The organism is Streptomyces sp. NPDC048291 (genome assembly GCF_043201715.1).
Classification (GTDB): Bacteria; Actinomycetota; Actinomycetes; order Streptomycetales; family Streptomycetaceae; genus Streptomyces.
The window spans coordinates 709621-730144 of the sequence record NZ_JBICZC010000002.1; the positions used below are offsets into that span (position 1 = coordinate 709621).

At 70.6% G+C, this 20524-nt stretch carries 18 protein-coding genes; 2 read left to right on the forward strand and 16 right to left on the reverse strand.

The window, feature by feature from the left end; genetic code table 11:
• Positions 1-241: 241 nt before the first annotated feature.
• The 6 genes from ACGF5O_RS07515 to ACGF5O_RS07540 form a co-directional block, all read right to left on the reverse strand.
• A complete protein-coding gene (locus tag ACGF5O_RS07515; RefSeq protein ID WP_393808934.1) occupies positions 242-1864 on the reverse strand; it encodes a beta-N-acetylhexosaminidase in 1623 nt (540 codons plus the stop codon).
• A gap of 13 nt (positions 1865-1877) precedes the next feature.
• Positions 1878-2723 carry a carbohydrate ABC transporter permease gene (locus tag ACGF5O_RS07520; protein ID WP_393808935.1) on the reverse strand — a complete coding sequence of 282 codons (846 nt, stop codon included), beginning with the start codon at positions 2721-2723 and terminating at the stop codon, positions 1878-1880.
• 5 nt (positions 2724-2728) lie between these two features.
• Positions 2729-3685, reverse strand: a complete 957-nt coding sequence (locus ACGF5O_RS07525) for a carbohydrate ABC transporter permease (protein WP_393808936.1) — start codon at positions 3683-3685, stop codon at positions 2729-2731.
• Entirely contained in the window at positions 3682-4974 is a 1293-nt protein-coding gene (locus ACGF5O_RS07530; protein ID WP_393808937.1) for an extracellular solute-binding protein, read from the reverse strand. The genes ACGF5O_RS07525 and ACGF5O_RS07530 overlap by 4 nt, the downstream gene beginning before the upstream one ends.
• 234 nt (positions 4975-5208) lie before the next feature.
• Complete coding sequence (locus ACGF5O_RS07535; protein ID WP_362586261.1) at positions 5209-5487, reverse strand: DUF3039 domain-containing protein; 279 nt, start codon at positions 5485-5487, stop codon at positions 5209-5211.
• 52 nt (positions 5488-5539) lie between these two features.
• On the reverse strand, positions 5540-6112 hold the full coding sequence (locus tag ACGF5O_RS07540; protein WP_217545775.1) for a YqgE/AlgH family protein: 573 nt from the start codon (positions 6110-6112) through the stop codon (positions 5540-5542).
• Positions 6113-6363: 251 nt separating this feature from the next.
• Here ACGF5O_RS07540 and murA point away from each other — a divergent pair, with 251 nt between their 5' ends.
• Positions 6364-7704, forward strand: coding sequence for a UDP-N-acetylglucosamine 1-carboxyvinyltransferase (murA, locus tag ACGF5O_RS07545; RefSeq protein ID WP_393808938.1), 1341 nt, complete (start codon positions 6364-6366; stop codon positions 7702-7704).
• A 152-nt stretch (positions 7705-7856) separates the two neighbouring features.
• Here murA and ACGF5O_RS07550 read toward each other — a convergent pair whose 3' ends face one another.
• The 6 genes from ACGF5O_RS07550 to ACGF5O_RS07575 form a co-directional block, all read right to left on the reverse strand.
• Positions 7857-8138, reverse strand: a complete 282-nt coding sequence (locus tag ACGF5O_RS07550; protein WP_189268239.1) for an HU family DNA-binding protein — start codon at positions 8136-8138, stop codon at positions 7857-7859.
• A gap of 279 nt (positions 8139-8417) precedes the next feature.
• On the reverse strand, positions 8418-9821 hold the full coding sequence (locus ACGF5O_RS07555; protein WP_393808939.1) for an NAD-dependent malic enzyme: 1404 nt from the start codon (positions 9819-9821) through the stop codon (positions 8418-8420).
• Between the two features lie 398 nt (positions 9822-10219).
• Entirely contained in the window at positions 10220-12559 is a 2340-nt protein-coding gene (locus ACGF5O_RS07560) for a HelD family protein (protein ID WP_393808940.1), read from the reverse strand.
• A gap of 60 nt (positions 12560-12619) precedes the next feature.
• Positions 12620-13444, reverse strand: a complete 825-nt coding sequence (locus ACGF5O_RS07565) for an anti-sigma factor family protein (RefSeq protein ID WP_393808941.1) — start codon at positions 13442-13444, stop codon at positions 12620-12622.
• A complete protein-coding gene (locus tag ACGF5O_RS07570; protein ID WP_010039908.1) occupies positions 13444-13965 on the reverse strand; it encodes a sigma-70 family RNA polymerase sigma factor in 522 nt (173 codons plus the stop codon). Before ACGF5O_RS07570 ends, ACGF5O_RS07565 begins: the two co-directional genes overlap by 1 nt.
• Before the next feature lie 384 nt (positions 13966-14349).
• Positions 14350-14952, reverse strand: coding sequence for a CGNR zinc finger domain-containing protein (locus ACGF5O_RS07575; protein WP_393808942.1), 603 nt, complete (start codon positions 14950-14952; stop codon positions 14350-14352).
• A 304-nt stretch (positions 14953-15256) separates the two neighbouring features.
• Here ACGF5O_RS07575 and ACGF5O_RS07580 point away from each other — a divergent pair, with 304 nt between their 5' ends.
• The gene (locus ACGF5O_RS07580) at positions 15257-15793 is read left to right on the forward strand and encodes a peptidoglycan-binding protein (protein ID WP_393808943.1); all 537 of its coding nucleotides are present in this window, start codon (positions 15257-15259) and stop codon (positions 15791-15793) included.
• On the opposite strand, the gene ACGF5O_RS07585 is transcribed toward ACGF5O_RS07580, so the two are convergent.
• The 4 genes from ACGF5O_RS07585 to ACGF5O_RS07600 form a co-directional block, all read right to left on the reverse strand.
• Positions 15744-16436 (reverse strand): helix-turn-helix domain-containing protein, encoded by a 693-nt coding sequence (locus tag ACGF5O_RS07585; protein ID WP_393808944.1) that lies wholly within the window; start codon positions 16434-16436, stop codon positions 15744-15746. The genes ACGF5O_RS07580 and ACGF5O_RS07585 overlap by 50 nt on opposite strands.
• A gap of 344 nt (positions 16437-16780) precedes the next feature.
• Positions 16781-17632, reverse strand: coding sequence for an alpha/beta fold hydrolase (locus ACGF5O_RS07590; RefSeq protein WP_393808945.1), 852 nt, complete (start codon positions 17630-17632; stop codon positions 16781-16783).
• Between the two features lie 249 nt (positions 17633-17881).
• Positions 17882-19045, reverse strand: a complete 1164-nt coding sequence (locus ACGF5O_RS07595) for a uroporphyrinogen-III synthase (protein WP_393808946.1) — start codon at positions 19043-19045, stop codon at positions 17882-17884.
• An 87-nt stretch (positions 19046-19132) separates the two neighbouring features.
• Positions 19133-20500, reverse strand: coding sequence for a nitrate/nitrite transporter (locus ACGF5O_RS07600; protein WP_393808947.1), 1368 nt, complete (start codon positions 20498-20500; stop codon positions 19133-19135).
• Positions 20501-20524 lie beyond the last annotated feature (24 nt).

Consider the following 20524-nt stretch of genomic DNA (forward strand, 5'->3'; position numbering starts at 1 on the left):
TGCTCACAGGGCGGACGTGGCAACTCTGGCACATCTTCGCAAGCCTCGAACGCACGGGTCCGCTAGGAGGCATTCGCCCACCTCATCGGCGACTTGGTCCGTTTTCTTCCACCATCGCCGGTGCGCACCGATTGACACTCTTCGGTGATCCTTGGGGTCTTTTTCCATTACGCGTTCGGAGCGGGGACAGGGGGCGGGGCAGCGGGCAGGGAAGGGGCGGCGGGGACAGGGGGTGGCGGGGTCAGCGGTTCGGGGGCGGGCCGTCGAGGGGGCGGCCGAGGACTCCGGGGCGCTGCTGCCAGGGCAGGGGGCCGGCCGGCCGGCGGTAGGCGACGCCCAGGGCGTCGAGCCGCAGGTAGTGCGCGGCCATCCGGTGCTCGAAGCCGGCGAAGTCCCGTTCCGCCGGGGCCGGGAGGGCGCTCCAGGCGACCTCGGCGAGGGCGGCGAGCCGGGGGTAGGCCTGGTAGTCCACGCGCGCGTGGTCCTCCATCACCTCGGTCCAGACGTTGGCCTGGGTGCCCAGGACGCGCCGCGCCTGGGATTCGTCCAGCCCCGGTGGAACGGGCTCGAACCGGTACACGTCCTCCAGGGTGCGGACGTATCCGATCGGCACCGGTTCGTCGGCGCCGCCGGCCTGCCGGTGGTCCAGGTACACGTACTGCTCGGGGCACATGACGACGTCGTGACCGGCCCGCGCGGCCGCGATCCCGCCGCCGTAGCCGCGCCACGACGAGACGGCCGCGCCCTCCGCGATGCCGCCCTCCAGGATCTCGTCCCACCCGATGAGCCGACGCCCGCGCGCGGAAAGCCACTTCGCGAAGTGGCCGATGAACCACGACTGCAACTCGTCCTCGTCGGCCAGCCCGAGTTCCGCGATGCGCGCCTTGGCGGCCTCGGACGCCTGCCACTGGTCCTTCGGGCATTCGTCGCCGCCGACGTGAATGAACTCCGAGGGGAACAGCTCCAGCACTTCCTCGAACACCCCCTCGTAGAAGCGCAGGGTGTTGTCGGTGGGGGCGAGTACGTTCGGAGAGATCCCCCAGGAGTCCCAGACGGAGAGGGCGGTGGTGTCGACGACGTCGGTGTTGCCGAGTTCCGGATACGCGGCGACGGCGGCCTGCGAGTGTCCCGGCACGTCGATTTCGGGGACGACCGTGATATGCCGCTCGGCCGCGTAGGCGACGATCTCCCGGATGTCGTCCTGGGTGTAGAAGCCACCGTGCGGCTTCTCCTCCCACAGCGGTGAGGCCCGGTGGCCGAATTTCGTGCGGGCCCGCCAGGAGCCGACCTCGGTGAGCCGGGGGTAGCGCTCGATCTGGAGCCGCCAGCCCTGGTCGTCCGTCAGATGGAAGTGGAAGACGTTGAGTTTGTGCGCCGCCATGAGATCGAGGTGGCGCAGGACGCCTTCCTTGGGCGTGAAGTGCCGGGCGACGTCGAGCATGAAGCCGCGCCAGGGGAATCGGGGGGAGTCCTCGATCGTGAGATGCGGCACGGTCCAGGTGCGGTCGGGTTCCAGGACGGCCCTGCGAAACGCGGCGGGGCCCAGGAGCTGGCGCAGCGTCTGCGCGCCCCAGAAGACACCGGCCGCGCTGCCGCCCTCGACCAGAACCCCGTCCGGGCCGCTGACGAGGCGGTACTCCTCGGGGCCGAGGCGCGGGTCGAGCACCAGCCCGATGCCGTCGCCCTCGATGTCGTCGAGTTCCCGCCCCTCGCGCAGCGGCAGGCCGGTGGCCGCCCAGAGGTCGGTGCGCAGCCGGCGGCCGACGCCCTCCGCCCCCGGACCGGCATAGAGCCGTGAGTGCGCCGTCAGCCGCACCTCGCCGGAACCGGCGACGACACTGCGCGGCGCGGGAATCAGATCCATCAACGAAATCACCTCAGTCCTTGACCGCTCCGCCCAGTCCCGAGACCAGGCGTCGCTGTACGAGTACGAAGAACACCAGCACCGGAATCGTCATCACCGTGGAGGCCGCCATCACCCCGCCCCAGTCGGGGTCGTCCGGCCTGAAGAACACCAGGAGCGCCATCGGCAGCGTGGACTGCGAGGTGTCGCTGATGATGAACGACTTGGCGAACAGGAAGTCGTTCCAGGCGGAGATGAAGGAAAACACGCTCGTGGCCACCAGGCCCGGCAGGACGAGCGGGAAAAGGATCTGCCAGAGAAAGCGCGACCGGCTCGCCCCGTCGATGTACGCGGCCTCCTCCAGCGCCTCCGGCACGCCTTTCACGAACCCCCGCAGCATCCAGATCGCGAAGGGCAGCGAGAAGGCGATGTGGGGCAGGACCAGGGAGCCCAGCGTGTTCAGCAGACCGAGGTCCCGCATCTGGAAGAAGAGGGGGATGGTGAGGGCCTCCACGGGCACCATCTGGGCCACCAGGAACATGATCAGCAAGGTGGTCCGGAAGCGGAACCGGAATCGGGTCACGGCGGTCGCCGCGAGAAAGGCGACCAGCGCCGAGACGACGACCACACTGCCCGCGACGACCAGGCTGTTGACGAAGTAGCGGCCGAATTCCTGCTGCCCGAAGACCCGCCGGAAGGAGTCCAGAGAGGGCGAGAGGGTCCACGGCCGGGGCCGGTCCGACTCGATCTCCCCGGCCGGTTTGAAGGCGCCCAGCACCATCCAGTACAGCGGGAAGGCGACGAGTACGGCGATCGCCAGCGCCGTCCCCTCTGCGGCCAGCCGCCCCGGCCGCCGGACGAACCCGCGCACAAGATTCACGACGGTCACAGCTCCTCCCCCTGCCGGCGGAGCAGCCGCAGGTAGACCAGGGTGACGGCGAGCAGCACCAGCAGCGTGACGACACCGATGGCCGCGCCCAGCCCGTACTGCGAGGAGGCGAAGGCCTGTTGGTAGGCGTACACGTTGAGCACCAGGTTCTGCCCGGCGATGCCGCCCCCGCCGGTCATCACGTAGATCTGCGTGAAGATCTTGAAGTCCCAGATCACCGACTGGATGGTGACGACCATGAGGATCGGCCGGAGCATCGGCGCCAGCACCGACCGCCAGATCCGCCACTGCGAGGCCCCGTCCAGCGCGGCGGCCTCCAGCACCTCGGACGGTACGGCGCGGATCCCGGCGTACACGGTGACCATGACGAACGGGAAGGAGCACCACACCACTTCGAGCAGGACCAGGAAGAAGGCGGAGTAACGCCCGTACGTCCAGGAGTGGTCACCGAGCCCGAGCACCCGGTCGACCGGCCCGAAGTCCGGGTCGAACAGGAACAGCCACACCGTGGACCCGGTGACGGCCGGGGTCGCCCACGCCCCCAGCGCCGCCAGCATCAGCGCCAGCCGCGGCACCGCCCGCACCCGCGTCAGCAGCACGGCGAGCGCACACCCGACGGCGAGCGTCGACACGACACAGGCGGCGGCGAACCCGACGGTGGCGAGCAGCACCGACCAGAACTGGTCGTCCCGGAAGACGTCCGCATAGTTCCCGAACCCGACGAAGGCGGTCGGCTCCCCACCACTGACCTGAGCCTGGGTGTACCGGAAGACGGAGATCAGCCCGAGCTGGTAAATGGGGTAGAACAGCAGCCCACCGAGGACGACCAAAGCGGGCGCGAGATACAGCCAAGGCACAGTCCAACTTGCCAAGGGGCGCGGGGAACTGCGCGGCGAACCTCCACGCGCCCGCACCCGCCCACGCTCCCCGGCCACCCCCACCGTCGGCGTCATCCGGCGGAGCCGAACGCCGCATCCATCTTCTTCGCCGCCTCCTGCGAAGCAGCCCCCACGCTCTTCTTGCCGCTGACGACCTCCTGGAACATCGTCGGCAGCACCAGCGACGAGTCGATCTGCGACCACCCCGCCGAGGCGGGCACGAACTTCGTCCCGGCGGCCAGGGTCGCCACGAACGGCTTCACGAACGGCTCCTTCGCGGCCGCCTGGTCACGGACGTCCTTGAACGTCGGCAGAAAACCCATCGCGTCGAACATCGCCGCCTGCGTCTTCTTCGAGGTCAGCTCCTCCATCAGCCGGACGGCGAGCGTGCGGTGCGTGGTGCTCTTCAGCACCCCGATGTTGTTGCCGCCCGCGAAGGCCGGCGCGACCGAGCCGGCCGTGACCCCCGGCAGCGGCACCACCGCGTACTTGCCCTTGACGCTCCCCGCCTCCACGGCGGCATGGCTGAAGTCGCCCCCGATCGCCATGCCCGCCTTGCCCGCGGCGAACGCGGTGACCGTGTCGTTGCCGCCGAAGCCCGCGCACTTGGCGGCCGGACAGTTGTCGTCGCCGAAGAGGGACGTGTACTCCTTGATGCCCTTCTGCGCGGCCGCACTGTCGATCGCCGAGGTGTACGAGCCGCCCTTGCCCGTGGCCAGTTCGCCGCCCTCGGCCCAGATGAAGGGCATCGCGCCGTAGGTGTAGGCGCCGCCGACCACCAGGCCGTACAGGCCGGGCTTCGCGGCCCGGATCTTGCGGGCGGTGGCGGCCAGCTCGGCGAGGGTGGCCGGCGGTTTCAGGCCGAGTTCCCTGAAGACGTCGGTGCGGTAGTAGAGGGCGCGGACGCCGACGTAGAAGGGGGCGCCGTAGACCTTGCCGCCGACCGTCACCGACTGCCGGGCCGTCGGGTCGGTGTCCTTCGCCTCGCTCCAGGCGCCGAAGTCCTTCGTGACGTCGAGGAGTCCGCCGTCGTGGACGTAGCCGGCGGTGTCGGTGTTGCCGTACTCCATGACGTCGGGGGCCGAGGCCGGGTCGTTGAAGGCGGCCTTGACGCGCTGGGCGCGGGTGTCGACCGGAATGTACTCCACGTCGACCTCGGTGCCGGTGTGCGCCTTCTCGAAGGCGGCGACGACCGAGTCGACGACCTTCTGCTTCGGGTCGTTGCCGACCTCCTGGAAGAGCCACACCCGCAGGGTGCCGCTCTTGTCGTCCTTGTCGGAGGCGGAGTTGGAAGAGGTCTGCGGGGCGCACGCGGCGGCGAGGAACAGGGCGCCGACGAGGAGTGCGGGGACGGGGAGCTTCATGGAGTGACCCTCCGGGAGCGCGCTCAAGCACGGGAGCGTTGCAGTATGTGCAACGGCTATTTCGCTCTGCACAACACCACGGAGGCTAGGGACAACATGAACACGCCGACAAGAGGTCTCAACCACTCTGTGACCGCACGACGCACTCCGTGCAACGCGCGGGCACGACAAAGGCCCCGGAGCACGCCAAAGCGCGCCCGGGGCCCCGGAGAGCCGAGCTGTGGATCCTGCGGGTTACTTGTCCTGGCCCTCGCCGTCGCCGCCGCTGCCCATGGACTCGTAGATCTCCTTGCACATGGGGCACACGGGGTACTTCTTCGGGTCGCGGCCGGGCACCCACACCTTGCCGCACAGCGCCACGACGGGGGTGCCGTCGAGCGCGCTCGCCATGATCTTGTCCTTCTGGACGTAATGGGCGAAGCGCTCGTGATCGCCGTCGCCGTGGGACACCTGCGGTGTCGGTTCTACGAGGGTCCCCGTACCAGTCCCGCGCTCGGGCTCAAGAGTGCTCATAAATGCCAAGGGTACTGAAGCGCCCGGACAACGGTTGCGAGAAGGCCCGGCGTCAGTTGAGCGAGGGATCGTCCGGGTAGGTGGCGACCATCGCGAGTTCGTTGCGCTGGCGGCGCAGGACCTCGCGCCAGAGTCTTTCCGGGGACGGCGAGGAGACGTCGCCGGGTTCGGACTCGACGACGTACCAGGCGCCCTCGACCAGTTCGTCCTCCAGCTGGCCGGGGCCCCAGCCGGCGTAACCGGCGAAGATCCGCAGCGAGCCGAGGGCCGAGGCGAGCAGTTCCGGCGGGGCCTCCAGGTCGACCAGGCCGATCGCGCCGTGCACCCGGCGCCAGCCGAGCGGGGCGCGGTCGCCGTTGGCTCCGCCGGGGATGACCGCGACGCCGAGCGCGGAGTCCAGGGAGACCGGGCCGCCCTGGAAGACGACCCCCGGCTCGCCCGCGAGGGAGGCCCAGCCCTCCAGGATGTCGCCGACGTCCACCGGGGTGGGGCGGTTGAGGACGACACCGAGGGAGCCCTCCTCGTCGTGGTCGAGAAGGAGCACCACCGCACGGTCGAAGTTCGGGTCCGCCAGGGCGGGCGTGGCCACGAGCAGCCGCCCTGTGAGCGAGGACACCTCGGTCATGGCAGACATGATCCCGCATCTTCCCGTCGCGTGGGGAGCCAATCCGGGTCCGCGGGTGAATGCAGCTCAGGGCGGAAGGAAGCGTCCCCGGCGCACGGACGCGGCCGGTGACCCCATGTGTCCGATTAGGCACCGTTCGTGTTGTGACACAGCTATGACGTAGCTGGGTGGTCCGTGGGCTTACGGGAGGGGGCCGCTGGGCGATTACTCTGTCTGTCCGGCCCTGCCCAACTCCATGGAACGCGAGATTCATGACCGTCAACGACGATGTCCTGCTTGTCCACGGCGGCACCCCGCTGGAGGGCGAGATCCGTGTCCGCGGTGCGAAGAACCTCGTACCCAAGGCCATGGTCGCCGCCCTGCTGGGCAGTGCACCCAGTCGGCTGCGCAACGTTCCGGACATCCGTGACGTGCGGGTCGTACGCGGTCTGCTGCAGCTGCACGGGGTGACGGTACGGCCGGGTGAGGAGCCCGGTGAGCTGGTGCTCGATCCGACGTACGTGGAGAGCGCGAACGTCGCTGACATCGATGCCCACGCGGGTTCCAGCCGGATCCCGATCCTGTTCTGCGGCCCGCTGCTGCACCGCCTGGGCCACGCCTTCATCCCGGGCCTCGGCGGCTGCGACATCGGCGGCCGGCCGATCGACTTCCACTTCGACGTGCTGCGGCAGTTCGGCGCGACCATCGAGAAGCGGGCCGACGGACAGTACCTGGAGGCGCCGACCCGCCTGCGCGGTACGAAGATCCGGCTGCCGTACCCGTCCGTCGGCGCGACCGAGCAGGTGCTGCTGACGGCCGTACTCGCCGAGGGCGTCACGGAGTTGTCCAACGCGGCCGTCGAGCCGGAGATCGAGGACCTCATCTGCGTGCTGCAGAAGATGGGCGCGATCATCGCGATGGACACCGACCGCACGATCCGCATCACCGGTGTGGACGAGCTGGGCGGCTACAACCACGGTGCCCTCCCGGACCGGCTGGAGGCCGCGTCCTGGGCGTCGGCGGCGCTGGCGACCGAGGGCAACATCTACGTCAGGGGCGCCCAGCAGCGCTCGATGATGACGTTCCTGAACACCTACCGGAAGGTGGGCGGTGCCTTCGAGATCGACGACGAGGGCATCCGCTTCTGGCACCCCGGCGGCCAGCTGAAGTCCATCGCGCTGGAGACGGACGTGCATCCGGGCTTCCAGACCGACTGGCAGCAGCCGCTCGTCGTCGCCCTGACCCAGGCCACCGGCCTGTCGATCGTCCACGAGACGGTCTACGAGTCCCGCCTCGGCTTCACCTCCGCGCTGAACCAGATGGGTGCTCACATCCAGCTCTACCGCGAGTGCCTGGGCGGCTCGGCCTGCCGCTTCGGCCAGCGCAACTTCCTGCACTCGGCGGTCGTCTCCGGCCCCACCAAGCTCCAGGGCGCCGACCTGGTCATCCCCGACCTCCGCGGCGGCTTCTCCTACCTCATCGCCGCTCTCGCCGCCCAGGGCACCTCCCGCGTCCACGGCATCGACCTCATCAACCGCGGCTACGAGAACTTCATGGAGAAGCTCGTGGAGCTCGGCGCGAAGGTGGAGCTGCCGGGCAAGGCGCTCGGATAACCCTTCTCGTACGACGATGGGGCGGCCCCTGGTGGAGGGGCCGCCCCATCGTCATGTTCGGCTCAGACGCGCCCCTTAGGGGCGGGGGGAACTGCGCGACCAGCAACAGCGGGCCCGCAGTCACCCACGGCGCTCAAGCGGAGCGCCTCGGCTCACTTGCCCTTGGCGGATTCCTTGAGCTTCGAGCCCGCGGAGACCTTCACGCTGAAGCCGGCCGGGATGTTGATCGGCTCGCCGGTCTGCGGGTTGCGCGCGGTGCGAGCGGCACGGTGGGTGCGCTCGAAGGTCAGGAAGCCGGGGATGGTGACCTTCTCGTCGCCCTTGGAGACGATGTCGCCGACGACATCGGCGAAAGCGGCCAGCACGGCGTCGGCGTCCTTGCGAGTCACCTCGGCACGGTCGGCCAGCGCGGCCACCAGCTCACTGCGGTTCATGTTGTTACTCCCGTGTTCTTCTTGCCATTGAGGCGTGCCACGCGGCGGAGCCGCATGTTGGGCCGGGACGCATCCTGCCCCCACCTGCGGCGGGAACGCCAATCCGGGTGCCGCCAATACCCTACGGGTGGGCCGAAGGAGGGGTTTCACGACGCGCCGGACGGATGGCGTGGCAAGTTTCACAAACGTTTGCCTGGGTTGAGTTTCGGCGGACCGCCGGTGGGGGCCGATCGCGCAGTTCCCCGCGCCCCTGACGGGGCGCTCCGGCGGGGGTGTCCGTCAGGCGCCCTTCGCGGCTTCCCTGACCGCGCCCGCCACCGCTCCCGCGACCTTCTCGTTGAAGACGCTGGGGATGATGTAGTTGGGGTTCAGTTCGTCCTCGGTCACGACGTCCGCGAGGGCCTTCGCGGCCGCGAGCATCATGTCGGTGTTCACCGTACGGGACTGGGCGTCCAGGAGGCCGCGGAAGACACCCGGGAAGACCAGCACGTTGTTGATCTGGTTGGGGAAGTCGGAGCGGCCGGTGGCCACCACGGCGGCCGTCTGGCGGGCGATCGCCGGCTCCACCTCGGGGTCCGGGTTCGCGAGTGCGAACACGATGGCGTCGTCGGCCATGGCGGCCACGTCGCCGCCGTCGAGGACGTTCGGGGCGGAGACGCCGATGAAGACGTCGGCGCCGCGCACGGCCTCCTTGAGGGTGCCGGTGAGGTTCTCCGGGTTGGTGTTGTCGGCGATCCAGCGCAGCGGCGAGTCGGCGGGGGCGTCCACCAGGTCCTCGCGGGCGGAGTGCACGACCCCGTGGATGTCGGCGACGACGGCGTTCTTCACGCCGGCCGCGATCAGCAGCTTGAGGATGGCCGTACCGGCCGCGCCGGCGCCGGACATGACGACCCGGATGTTCTCAATCGCCTTGCCGGTGACGCGAAGTGCGTTCGTCAGGGCGGCGAGGACGACGATCGCGGTGCCGTGCTGGTCGTCGTGGAAGACGGGGATGTCGAGGGCCTCGCGCAGCCGCGCCTCGATCTCGAAGCAGCGGGGCGCGGAGATGTCCTCCAGGTTGATGCCGGCGAACCCGGGGGCGATCGCCTTGACGATCTCGACGATCGCGTCGGTGTCCTGGGTGTCGAGGCAGAGCGGCCAGGCGTCGATGCCGGCGAACCGCTTGAAGAGGGCCGCCTTGCCCTCCATGACCGGCAGGGCGGCCTTCGGGCCGATGTTGCCGAGGCCGAGGACGGCCGAGCCGTCCGTCACGACCGCAACGGAGTTGCGCTTGATGGTGAGGCGGCGCGCGTCCTCGGGGTTCTCCGCGATCGCCATGCACACACGGGCCACGCCCGGGGTGTAGATCATGGAGAGGTCGTCACGGTTGCGGATGGGGTGCTTGGACTGCATCTCGATCTTGCCGCCGAGGTGCATCAGGAACGTACGGTCGGAGACCTTGCCGAGGGTGACGCCCTCGATGTGGCGCAGCTGCTCCACGATCTGGTCGGCGTGCGCGGTCGAGGAGGCCGCGATGGTGACGTCGATACGGAGCTTCTCGTGGCCGGACGCGGTGACGTCGAGGCCGGTGACCGAGCCTCCGGAGGACTCCACGGCGGTGGTGAGCTGCGAGACGGCGGTTCCGCTCGCGGGCACCTCCAGCCGGATGGTCATCGAGTAGGAGACGCTGGGCGCCGTTGCCATGGCCGACTTCCTTCGTTGTTTCACCGTGTCGCGGGTTTTGCGTGTCGCTGGTTTTGCCGTCCGATCGTCGCACCTACCGCCGGGTAGGCGTTAGCCGGACCTGATTACGTACGTATTGTTCGCGCAAAAAGGAGGCCCACGTCACAAGTGACGTGGGCCTCCTCCTGCGTTCATGACACCGACCCGCCATGCTCGCCTCGCGGCAAGTGGTCGCTCGTAGCGACGAAGGTTGGGCCCGGGGGCTTGGATCGAGCCGGTGTCACGACAAGGCTAACAAACAGATCCCGCGCGGCCATTCCCGTCCGGGGACTTCACAGGAAAACCCCGGCGGAACCAGCCGAACGGGCGTGCCCCGAGCCGTGCGGGGCAGGCCCGCACCGTCAGTCCGGCCCGCACCGTCAGTCCCTGAGCAGGTCCGGCACCCCCGCCGCGTCCGGCACGTCCCGCTCGCCGGAGACCACCGTCAGCTGCTGCGTCGCCCGGGTGAGGGCCACGTACAGCACGCGCAGCCCGGCCGGGGACTCGTCGGCGATCTCGGCGGGCGAGACGACGACCGTGGCGTCGTACTCCAGGCCCTTGGCCTCCAGGCTGCCGAGGGCCACCACCCGGTCGCCGAGCCCGGTCAGCCAGCGGGCGGCCTCGGCACGCCGGTCCATGGCGACGACCACGCCGACCGTGCCGTCGACCAGGTCGAGGAGGCGCTCGGCCTCGGCGCGCACGGTCTTCTCCAGCGAGTCCCGCACCACCGTGCTGTGTCCATTGTTCGTTGTCACAAAACGGGGCTCGACGCCGGTGGAGCGGACGGCCGAGGGGGACTTGGAGCCGGGCATGGCGAGGGCCAGGACCTTGGCCGCGAGGTCGGCGATCTCGGACGGGTTGCGGTAGTTGACCGTGAGCTCGAAGCGGCGGCGCGGGCGGGTGCCCAGGGCCTCGTCACGGGCCTCGGCGGCCTCGTCGGGGTCGGACCAGGAGGACTGGGCCGGGTCGCCGACGACCGTCCAGGTGGCGTGCCGGCCGCGGCGGCCGACCATCCGCCACTGCATCGGGGTGAGGTCCTGCGCCTCGTCGACGATGACGTGGGCGTACTCGACCCGTTCCTGGGCGAGCCGTTCGGCGCGCTCGCGCTGCGACTCCTCGCGCACCGGCATCAGCTCCTCCAGGCCGGTGAGCTGGTCCAGCGGGTCCGCCTCGCGCTTCTTCCGGGGGCGGGCGGGGGTGCCGAGGATGGCCTGGAGCTCGTCCAGCATGGCGATGTCGTGGACGGTGCGGCCGTCCCGCTTCAGGGAGCGGGCCACCCGGCGGACCTCGCCGGGGTTGAGGATGCGGCGGGCCCAGCGGCCGAGGCGTCGCTCGTCGGCCATCGCCGTGAGGACGGCCTGCGGGGTCAGCTCGGGCCACCAGGCGTCGAGGAACTCGATGAAGGAGTCCTCGGTGAGGAGGTCCTCGTCGAAGGAGGCGCGCAGCTCGGCGGCGAGCTCCGGGTCGGTGTGCCGGCCGGCCGCGCCGGAGCGGGCCCACAGGGCGTCCAGGAGGAGCTTGCGGGCGCGGGGGCGGAGCAGGTTGACCGGGGCGGTGCCGCCGAGCGCGTTGTGTCTGATCCGGTCGAGGTCCTCGGCCTCCAGCTCCAGGCGGCGGTTGAAGGCGACGACCCTGAGCCGGACCGGTGAGTCGTTCAGCTCCAGGGCGCCGCGGGCGGCCTTGCGCAGCACCCTGAGCATCCGGGAGGAGCCCTTGGCGCGGGCGGTGGCCGGCGTGTCGTAGAGCGTGGCCTCGGCGCCGTCGACGAGGGAGCCGATGGCGCGGATGGCGACCTGGCCCTCCTCGCCGAGCGACGGGAGCACGCCCTCGGTGTACGCGACGAGCAGCGGGGTCGGGGAGACGATCAGGATGCCGCCCGCGTACCGGCGCCGGTCCTGGTAGAGCAGGTAGGCGGCGCGGTGCAGGGCGACGGCCGTCTTGCCGGTGCCCGGGCCGCCCTCGACGTAGGTGACGGAGGCGGCGGGGGCACGGATCACCAGGTCCTGTTCGGCCTGGATGGAGGCGACGATGTCCCGCATGGTGTGGCTGCGGGCCTGGCCGAGGGCGGCCATCAGGGCGCCGTCGCCGATGACGGGCAGCGTGTCGCCGTCGAGGAAGGCGGTCAGCTCGGGGCGCATCAGGTCGTCCTCGACCCCGAGGACCCGGCGGCCCTTGGAGCGGATCACCCGGCGTCGTACGACACGCCCGGGATCCACCGGAGTGGATCTGTAGAAGGGGGCCGCGGCCGGGGCCCGCCAGTCGATGACCAGGGGCGCGTAGTCCTGGTCGAGGACGCCGATGCGGCCGATGTGCAGGGTCTCGGCGATGTCGGCGGTGTTGTCGCCGCGGACCGCGCCCTCGGCGGGTTCCACGGCGGTGTAGGCACCGTCGGGGCCCTTCTTGCCGTCCCTGCCGAGGAGCAGGTCGATGCGGCCGAAGAGGAAGTCCTCGAACTCGTTGTTGAGCCGGTTCAGGTGGACGCCTGCCCGGAAGACCTGCGCGTCGCGTTCGGCGAGCGCACCGGGTGTGCCTACCTGACCGCGCTTGGCCGCGTCGTTCATCAGGAACTCCGCCTCGTGGATCTTCTCCTCGAGACGGCGGTACACCCGGTCGAGGTGTACCTGTTCGACGCTGATCTCACGGTCCCGAACGGAGTCCTGACCGGATTCCTGTTCGGAGGCGTGAGAGCCGACCGCGGATTGCTGAGCCTGAGCGGCCACCGGGCCCCCTTCTGACGTGCTGGGCAGCCGTCAACCGTACGCGAAGGGGGCCCGCTGAAGCTACGCGCTGACCGAGACGAGCTTCTTGCCGTCGAAGGTCATGACCTCGAAGTGGTCGATCTGGTTGGGGGTGAAGGCGGCCCCGCCGTGCACGTAGAGGGGCTCCTTGGCCTTCTCCGTCTTGGCGTCGGTGATGCCGTATCCCCAGGTCGGGACGGACCAGGAGGTCACCGTCTCACGCTCGCCGTTCTTGCCGACGGCGATCAGCGAGCACTTCTTCGGGCCGGTGACGTTCTCGAGCTGGAGGACCGCGTGGGTGCCCCAGTCCTTCTTCTCGACGGCGACGGTCGCGGTGACGTGGGTCGTCGGGTCCGTGGCCGTCTTCTTGTCGCTCATGGTCTGGAAGGCCGCCTGGGCGGGTCCCATCGCCATGTCCGCGTTGCCGTTGTCCGAGCCGCCGCCGCTCAGCGCCACGCCGGCCGCGGTGCCGCCGGCGATCAGCACGACCGAGGCGGCCAGTGCGAAGACGTTCCGCCTGCTGCGGACCTTGCGCTTCTCGGAGACCTCGACGACGAGATTCTCGACCATCCGCGGGCTGGGCCTCGCGGACAGCGACTCCCCGATGGACGGGGTGGATCCGGAGCCCGGCAGATCCGCCAGGGCCGCCAGCATCGGCTCCATTCCGGCCAGCTCGTCGAGCTGCTGGGCACACCATTCGCACCCGGCCAGATGGACCTCGAAAGCGGTTGCCTCGGCGTCGTCGAGAATCCCGAGCGCATACGCGCCGACAGTCTCGTGCTCATTGGGCACCGGAGATTCCTGCATAGCACCAGACATACCCGAACCACCTGTGCCGAACCCGCCGTGTCCCCCGTACACACTCATCACGCCGTCACCCCCCGCTCCTCCAGTGCCAGCTTCATCGACCTGAGGGCATAGAACACCCGCGAACGCACGGTGCCGCTGGGTATACCCAGCGTTTCGGCCGCCTCGTTGACGGTACGCCCCTTGAAGTACGTCTCGACGAGCACCTCCCGGTGGGCCGGGGTCAGGTCGTCGAGCGCGTCCGACAGCGTCATCAGCCACAGCGCCTTGTCGATCTCGTCCTCCGCGGGGATGACCTCCAGCGGCGACGGATCGACCTCCTGCGGCCGGGCCTGCCGGCTGCGGTGACCGTCGATGACGATGCGGCGAGCGACCGTCACCAGCCAGGGGCGTACAGATCCGGTCGCTCGATTGAGCTGGCCGGCGTTCTTCCAGGCACGGATGAGTGTCTCTTGCACGACGTCCTCGGCGCGTTGCCGATCACCGGCGACCAGCCGAAGGACATACGCAAGGAGAGGTCCGGCGTGCTCTCGGTAGAGGGCACGCATCAGCTCCTCATCAGGCTCCGAGGGCTGGGACATGCGATGTCGGGCCCTCGATCCACGTTCATTGGCCACGGCCGCATCCTTGCGCACGCCCACCTCCGGTGTCCGGGGGTTCCCCCAGTCGGTCGCTCCCCCACCGGTACGGAAGTGGCTCGCGGTGTGTTCAACAAGACCCCACATTTTTCCGCGAGGTGACATGACGAGCGGGACATGACCCCACATTCCCACCGCGTGATCTTTACATTTCCGACACAACGTCGAGAGCGGCCGACTTGCCCGTACTCACCCGTCACCAAACGGAGTGTTGTCGAAATCACTTTCACGGAGCTTCGATGAAGATCCGGCAGAAGCCGCGAATGGGACGGGAGTTGACGCGCGGAGTGACGGCGGTCACCTGCGTTCACGGACGCTCGCGAACGCTCACGCGCGGGCGAGGGCGGCGCGGCGCCGGTGCCGGGCCACCCGCTCGCGGTTCCCGCAGACCTCGCTTGAGCACCAGCGGCGCCTGCGTCCCCGGGAGGTGTCCAGGTACACCAGGGGGCAGTTGTCGCCCTCGCACTCGCGGATCGCGGCCCGCGCGACGGGGTCGGTGAGCAGCTCCACGGTGTCCCGGGCGACGGCGGCCAGCAGCGCCGCGCACCCCGGCGGCCCGGCCAACTCCCGCACCAGGAGCCCGTCCTCGTCGGGTACGGCGCGCGGGGCCGGGGGCGCCGCGGCGCGGGCGAGGTCGTTGACGCGGGCGAGCGCGAGGTCGTACGGCCGGACCCCCGGGGTGTGCCGACCGCGCACCAACTGCCCCACGTGTCCCCGCAGTTCGCGGAAGCCGACGAGCCAGCCGGCGTCGGCGTGGGCCAGCGGGGTGCCCGGCGGGACGAGTCCGGATCCGGTGATCCAGGCCCGCAACGGTTCGAGCCCGTCGAGCCGTTCGCCGGGATGCGTGGTCGCGAGCAGATCGAGACAGATCCGCCCGGCGTCGAAGCGCAGCTCGTACGCGGACGCGGTCGCGGCCGTACCCAGTGCCATGTGCCTGTCACCGCCTACGCCTAGGACAGGGGAACCGTTCTGTTCACAGTGCCCGGTGCGGCGGGCGGCCGGAAGTCCTCGTACCGGTGTTCCGCGCGCGTTCGGCGGTTCCGCGCGGTTCCGTACGACCCCGTTTCCGGCGGGGACACCGGTGCCCGGCACGCGGGCCGTCCCCGTTCGGTCCGGATTCCCCGGCGGGCCTCGCCGCCCGCCGCTCCGGGCCGTGACCCTGTGTCCTGCGAACGCACAGCGAGCCGCCCCAGGGGGGACCCGTGAGGGACGGCGGTTCAGAAGGGACACGTTCATGAGCATGCGCACCCGGGTCGTCGCGATGGCGTCGGCCGTACTGCTGGGCGCCGGTGGCCTGGCCCTGGCGCCGGCCGCCAGCGCCGCCGCGCCGTACCACGGCATCGACGGCGGCGGCGCCGTCACCGACGACTGGCAGGACGAGGAGAACCTCGGCGTCGACGACTACGCCCAGAGCAAGGCCACGGCCCTGTGGGAGACCGTCCTGTGGGCGGACGGCGCCCAGTACCAGGACGACGACGGCGACCCGCACCCGTTCGAGAAGAGCAAGATCGACGGCTCGTTCGGTCCCGAGACCGAGTCGGCCACCCAGTGGTGGCAGGAGCACTTCGGCCTGTCCGACAACGACGGCGTGGTCACCGAGCAGAGCTGGACCTTCGCCCAGCAACGGCTCACCGGCCCGGCCGCGGGCAGCGCCGTCACGTTCCACGGCACCGCGCACAACGCCACGCTCAAGCGGATCAGCGGCAAGTACCGGGTGCGGATCAAGGGCACCGGTTCCTGGAAGATCGCGTACTACGACCAGCGGGGCTGAGCGAACCGCCGGGGCGGGCGACGCCGCCGTCGCCCGCCCTGCGGGGCAGCGCCCACAGCAGCCCCGCGGCCAGCACCGCGGCGAGGCCGGACGCGACGAGGGCGGCGGTGCGCCATCGCCGGTGTCCTGCGGGGGACTCGGGCGGGTTGGGCGGGTTGGGTGGCTCGGGCGACTTCGGTGGCTTGAGCGGCTCGGCCGACTCGCCGGGTTCGCCGGGCTCGGCAGGACCGGCAGGACCGGCGAGCCCGGGCGCGGCTCCGACCGTGACTCCGGTCGCCGGTCGGGAGGTGGCTCCGCCCGCAGCTCCGGTCGCCGGTCCGGAGGTGCCTCCGCCCGCCGCTCCGGTCGCCGCCCCGCCCGGCGGCCCCGTCGCGCCCGGCGGCCATGCCTGTTCGGCCAGCTCCCACAGCGCCAGGAGCCGCGGCTGGTCCCCGCCGGCCAGCCGGCACAGCACCTGCGCGGCGGCCCGCGGTGGCAGTCGGTCGCCGCTCAGGTAGCGCTGCCAGGACGACTTGCTGTAGGCGGTACGCCGGGCCAGGCCGGCGAGGCTGAGGCCGGTACGGCCCTTGAGGACCCGCAGTTGCTCGACCAGGTGCCGGGCCTCGCGCGGCAGCGTGGCCGGCAAGGGCTGCCAGCGTGTCATGTTCCGTCCCCGTCCCCGTCCCCGTCCCGTCCCCCGTGTGCCGTGGGTCCGGCGCCAGCGTGCCGCCCGCCGGCCGGGATCCGGCAGAGCGCACACCCGCGGAGCGGGGCACGGCCCGTGGCCCGCGCGCGGTCGCACGGGACGGCCCGGCGCGCCCGGGAAGGAACGGACCGGAGTGACGGACCGCGGGCCGCCTCCTACGGCCCGCTGCCGGAACCGGCTCCCCAGAACGTCGTACGCCGGTCAGCCGGTCCGCTCGTCGCCCGTGGCGGAGAACCGCCGCGGCTGCTCCCCCGGGGAGCGCCCTGGTCCATGGCGGCGGACCGGGGCGCCTTTCGTGACCGTCAGCAGACCGCCTTCGCGGCATCCCTGATGAGGTCGGCGACGACCCTGGGGTGACTGAGCATCACGACGTGGGAGGAGTCGGGCACTTCGACGACCTTGCGCGCGTTGGCACGGCTGTACATCCAGCGCTCGCAGGCCGGCGGGATCGCCTTGTCCTGGCCGGCGACCAGCCCCCAGGCCGGGATCGTCTTCCAGGCCGCGGCCGTGGTCGGGAAGACGAAGGAGTCGGCGTCGAACGGCCGCTGCGTGGCATGCAGGACCCGGAAGTCGGCGGCGGATATGTCGGCGGCGAAGGCGGCCTGGCCGTCCTTGCTCAGGTACAGGTCGGTTCCGGTGGTGCCGTCGGCCTTCGTGTACGGGACCGGCACGCTCACCGGCCCGACCTCGCTGCCGGGGAACCTGGTGATGAGCTCGCCCTGCGTCTCGCCCACCTCGGGCACGAACGCCGCGATGTAGACCAGCGCCTTGACGTTGGCCTTCCCGGCGGCGGCGTTCGTGATGACCGTGCCGCCCATGGAGTGCGCGACCAGCACCACCGGTCCGCTGATGGAGTCCAGCAGACTCGCGATGTACGGGGCGTCGGTCGGAATGCCCCGCAGCGGGTTCGAGCCGCAGACCGTGGTGTAGCCCTTGGCCTGCAGCTCCCCGATGGTGGCGTTCCAACAGGACGAGTCGGCGTAGCCACCGTGCACCAGCACGATCGTGGGCTTCGCCTTCGATCTCTCCGCACCGCTGCCGGCCGGGGCCGTCGCCGCACCGGCCGTTCCTTCCGAACCGGCTGTCAGCGCCGCCGCCCCGGCCAGCGCCGCTCCGGCGGCCAGTACGTTGCGGCGGGAAACCTCGCTGCTCATGGGACTCCTCATACGTCATCGGGTTCGAGGGAAGGGATCTGGCCGAGAGCTCGCCGCTGACCGGCTGACTCGGTCACGCACGGCCGAATGTGATCGGCGTGGCATGCCCTGGACCCTATGAAGGGCACTTTTGCGCTGGCACCCGTCATATGACGTGTATTGAGATGTACCGAGGTGTAGCGAGGCGTACCGACGCGTGCTCCGGGGTGCGCTGACGCGTCCCGACGTGTCCCGACGTGTTCCGAGGTGTCACGCGTCCGCGTACTTGGCGTCCGCCGCCGGGTCCAGCGCCAGCCGGTAGCCCCGCTTGACGACGGTCTGGATCAGCTTCGGCGCGCCCAGGGCCGTACGGAGGCGGGCCATCGCCGTCTCCACCGCGTGCTCGTCGCGGCCCGCGCCCGGCAGGGCCCGGAGCAGTTCGGCGCGGGCCACCACCCAGCCCGGCCGCCGGGACAGCGCCCGCAGCAGGGACATCCCGGCCGGCGGTACCGGCTTCAGCGCACCGTCGACCAGGACCGCGTGCCCGCGGATCTCGACGCGGTGCCCGGCGATCGGCAACGTCCGGGCCCGCGAGGGCAGTTCCTGGCAGAGCAGCTGTACGAGGGGGCCGAGCCGGAAGCGTTCCGGCTGGACGGTGTCGACGCCGAGGGCCTGGAGCGGCAGCGCCGTCACCGGTCCGACGCAGGCGGGGACGACGTCGTGGCCGAGGGCGGCGAGCAGGTCGCCGAGCAGCCCGCGGTGCTCGGCGCGGGAGACGAGGGAGGCCGCGGCGGGGGCGCTGGTGAACGTGATCGCGTCGACCGAGCGGGAGACGACGGCGTCCAGCAGCCGGTCCACCGGTCCCAGGTCCTCCGGCGGCATCCACCGGTACACCGGCACCGGCACCACCTCCGCGCCGGCCACCCGCAGCGACTCCACGAAGCCCGGCAGCGGCTCCCCGTGCAGCTGTACGGCGATCCGGCGGCCCTCGACGCCCTCCTCCAGGAGCCGGTCGAGCACCTCGGCCATGGACTCGGAGGACGGCGACCACTCCTCGGTCAGCCCGGCGGCCCGGATGGCCCCCTTGACCTTGGGTCCGCGGGCGAGCAGCTCGACGTTCCGCAGCCTTTGCAGCAACTGCTCGCCGAAACCCCATCCGTCCGCGGCCTCGACCCACCCCCGGAACCCGATGGCGGTGGTCGCCACCACGATGTCCGGCGCCTGGTCGATGATCTCCTTGGTGGCGGCGAGCAGCTCGCCGTCGTCCGCGAGCGGCACGATGCGCAGGGCGGGGGCGTGCAGCACGACGGCACCGCGCCGCTGCAGCAGTGCCCCGAGCTCGTCGGCGCGGCGCGCGGCCGTGACCCCCACGGTGAACCCCGCGAGAGGGCCGTGCGGACCGGGCTCCGGCCGCTGCTGCTGTTCCTCGTCCATGCTGCTCTCCTAGCTGACCCGCATACCGAACGAGCCTGTCAACGGTGCGTGACAGGCTCGGTTCGGGTTCATGTCACCAGTGTTACGTCACACCTCGGCGTAGCTGAGCTGCGCCTTTGCCTCAGTGGCGGTCGCGGACCGGCGCTGCGCGGCCGGCCGGCGAAGGTATACGGCCCAGGTCACCACGAAGCACAGGCCGTAGAAGACCAGGAAGGCGACGAAGGCGCCGGTGCCGGAACCGTAGGAGAGGTACGACTGCCGGAATGCGAGGTTGATGCCGACGCCGCCGAGCGCGCCGACCGCGCCGATGAGCCCCATGGAGGCCCCGGACAGCCGCCGCCCGTAAGCGGCCGCCTCCTCGCCCTGCAGTCCCTTGGCGAGGGCCTTGGCCTGGAAGATGCCGGGGATCATCTTGTACGTCGACCCGTTGCCGAGCCCGCTGAGCGCGAACAGCACGACGAAGACCGTGACGAACATCGGCAGCGACTTCTGCATGCTGGCGACCACGAGGAGGGCGGTGGCGGCGGCCATGCCGATGTAGTTCCAGAGGGTGATCCGCGCCCCGCCGTACCGGTCGGCGAGCCAGCCGCCGACGGGCCGGATGAGGGAGCCGAGCAGCGGGCCGATGAAGGTGAGGTAGGCGGCCTGCAGCGGGGTCCGCCCGAACTGCACCTGGAGCACCTGCCCGAAGGCGAAGGCGTACCCGATGAACGACCCGAACGTCCCGACGTAGAGGAAGGACATGATCCAGGTGTGGCCGTCCTTGGCGGCGTCGATCGCGGCGCCGGTGTCGTTCTTCACGGTGGCGAGGTTGTCCATGAAGAGCGCGGCGAGGGCGGCGGCGACGACGATCAGCGGGATGTAGATCCCGAGCAGCACCCGCGGTCCGCCGCTCGCCCCGATGATCGCGAGCGCGACGAGCTGGATGACGGGCACGCCGATGTTCCCGCCGCCCGCGTTGAGCCCGAGCGCCCAGCCCTTCTTCCTCATCGGGAAGAAGGCGTTGATGTTGGTCATGCTGCTGGCGAAGTTCCCGCCGCCGATACCGGCGAGCAGCCCCACCAGCAGGAACGTGTCGAACGACGTCCCCGGCTTCATCACCGCGAACGCGGCGACGGTCGGGACGAGGAGGAGGGCCGCGGAGACGATCGTCCAGTTCCGGCCGCCGAAGACCGCGACGGCGAAGGTGTACGGCACTCGCACGACCGCGCCGACCAGCGTGACCATCGAGGTCAGCAGGAACTTGTCGGCCGGGGTGAGCCCGTACTCCGGCCCCATGAACAGCACCAGCACGGACCACATGGTCCAGATCGAGAACCCGATGTGCTCGGAGAGGACGGAAAACACCAGGTTCCGCCGGGCGACCTTCTCGCCGGTCGCGTTCCAGAACGCCTCGTCCTCCGGATCCCACTCCTGGATCCAGCGACTACGGGAAGTAGGGGCTGGGGCTGTCATGACGCCTCCACGGTGCTCCGCGTG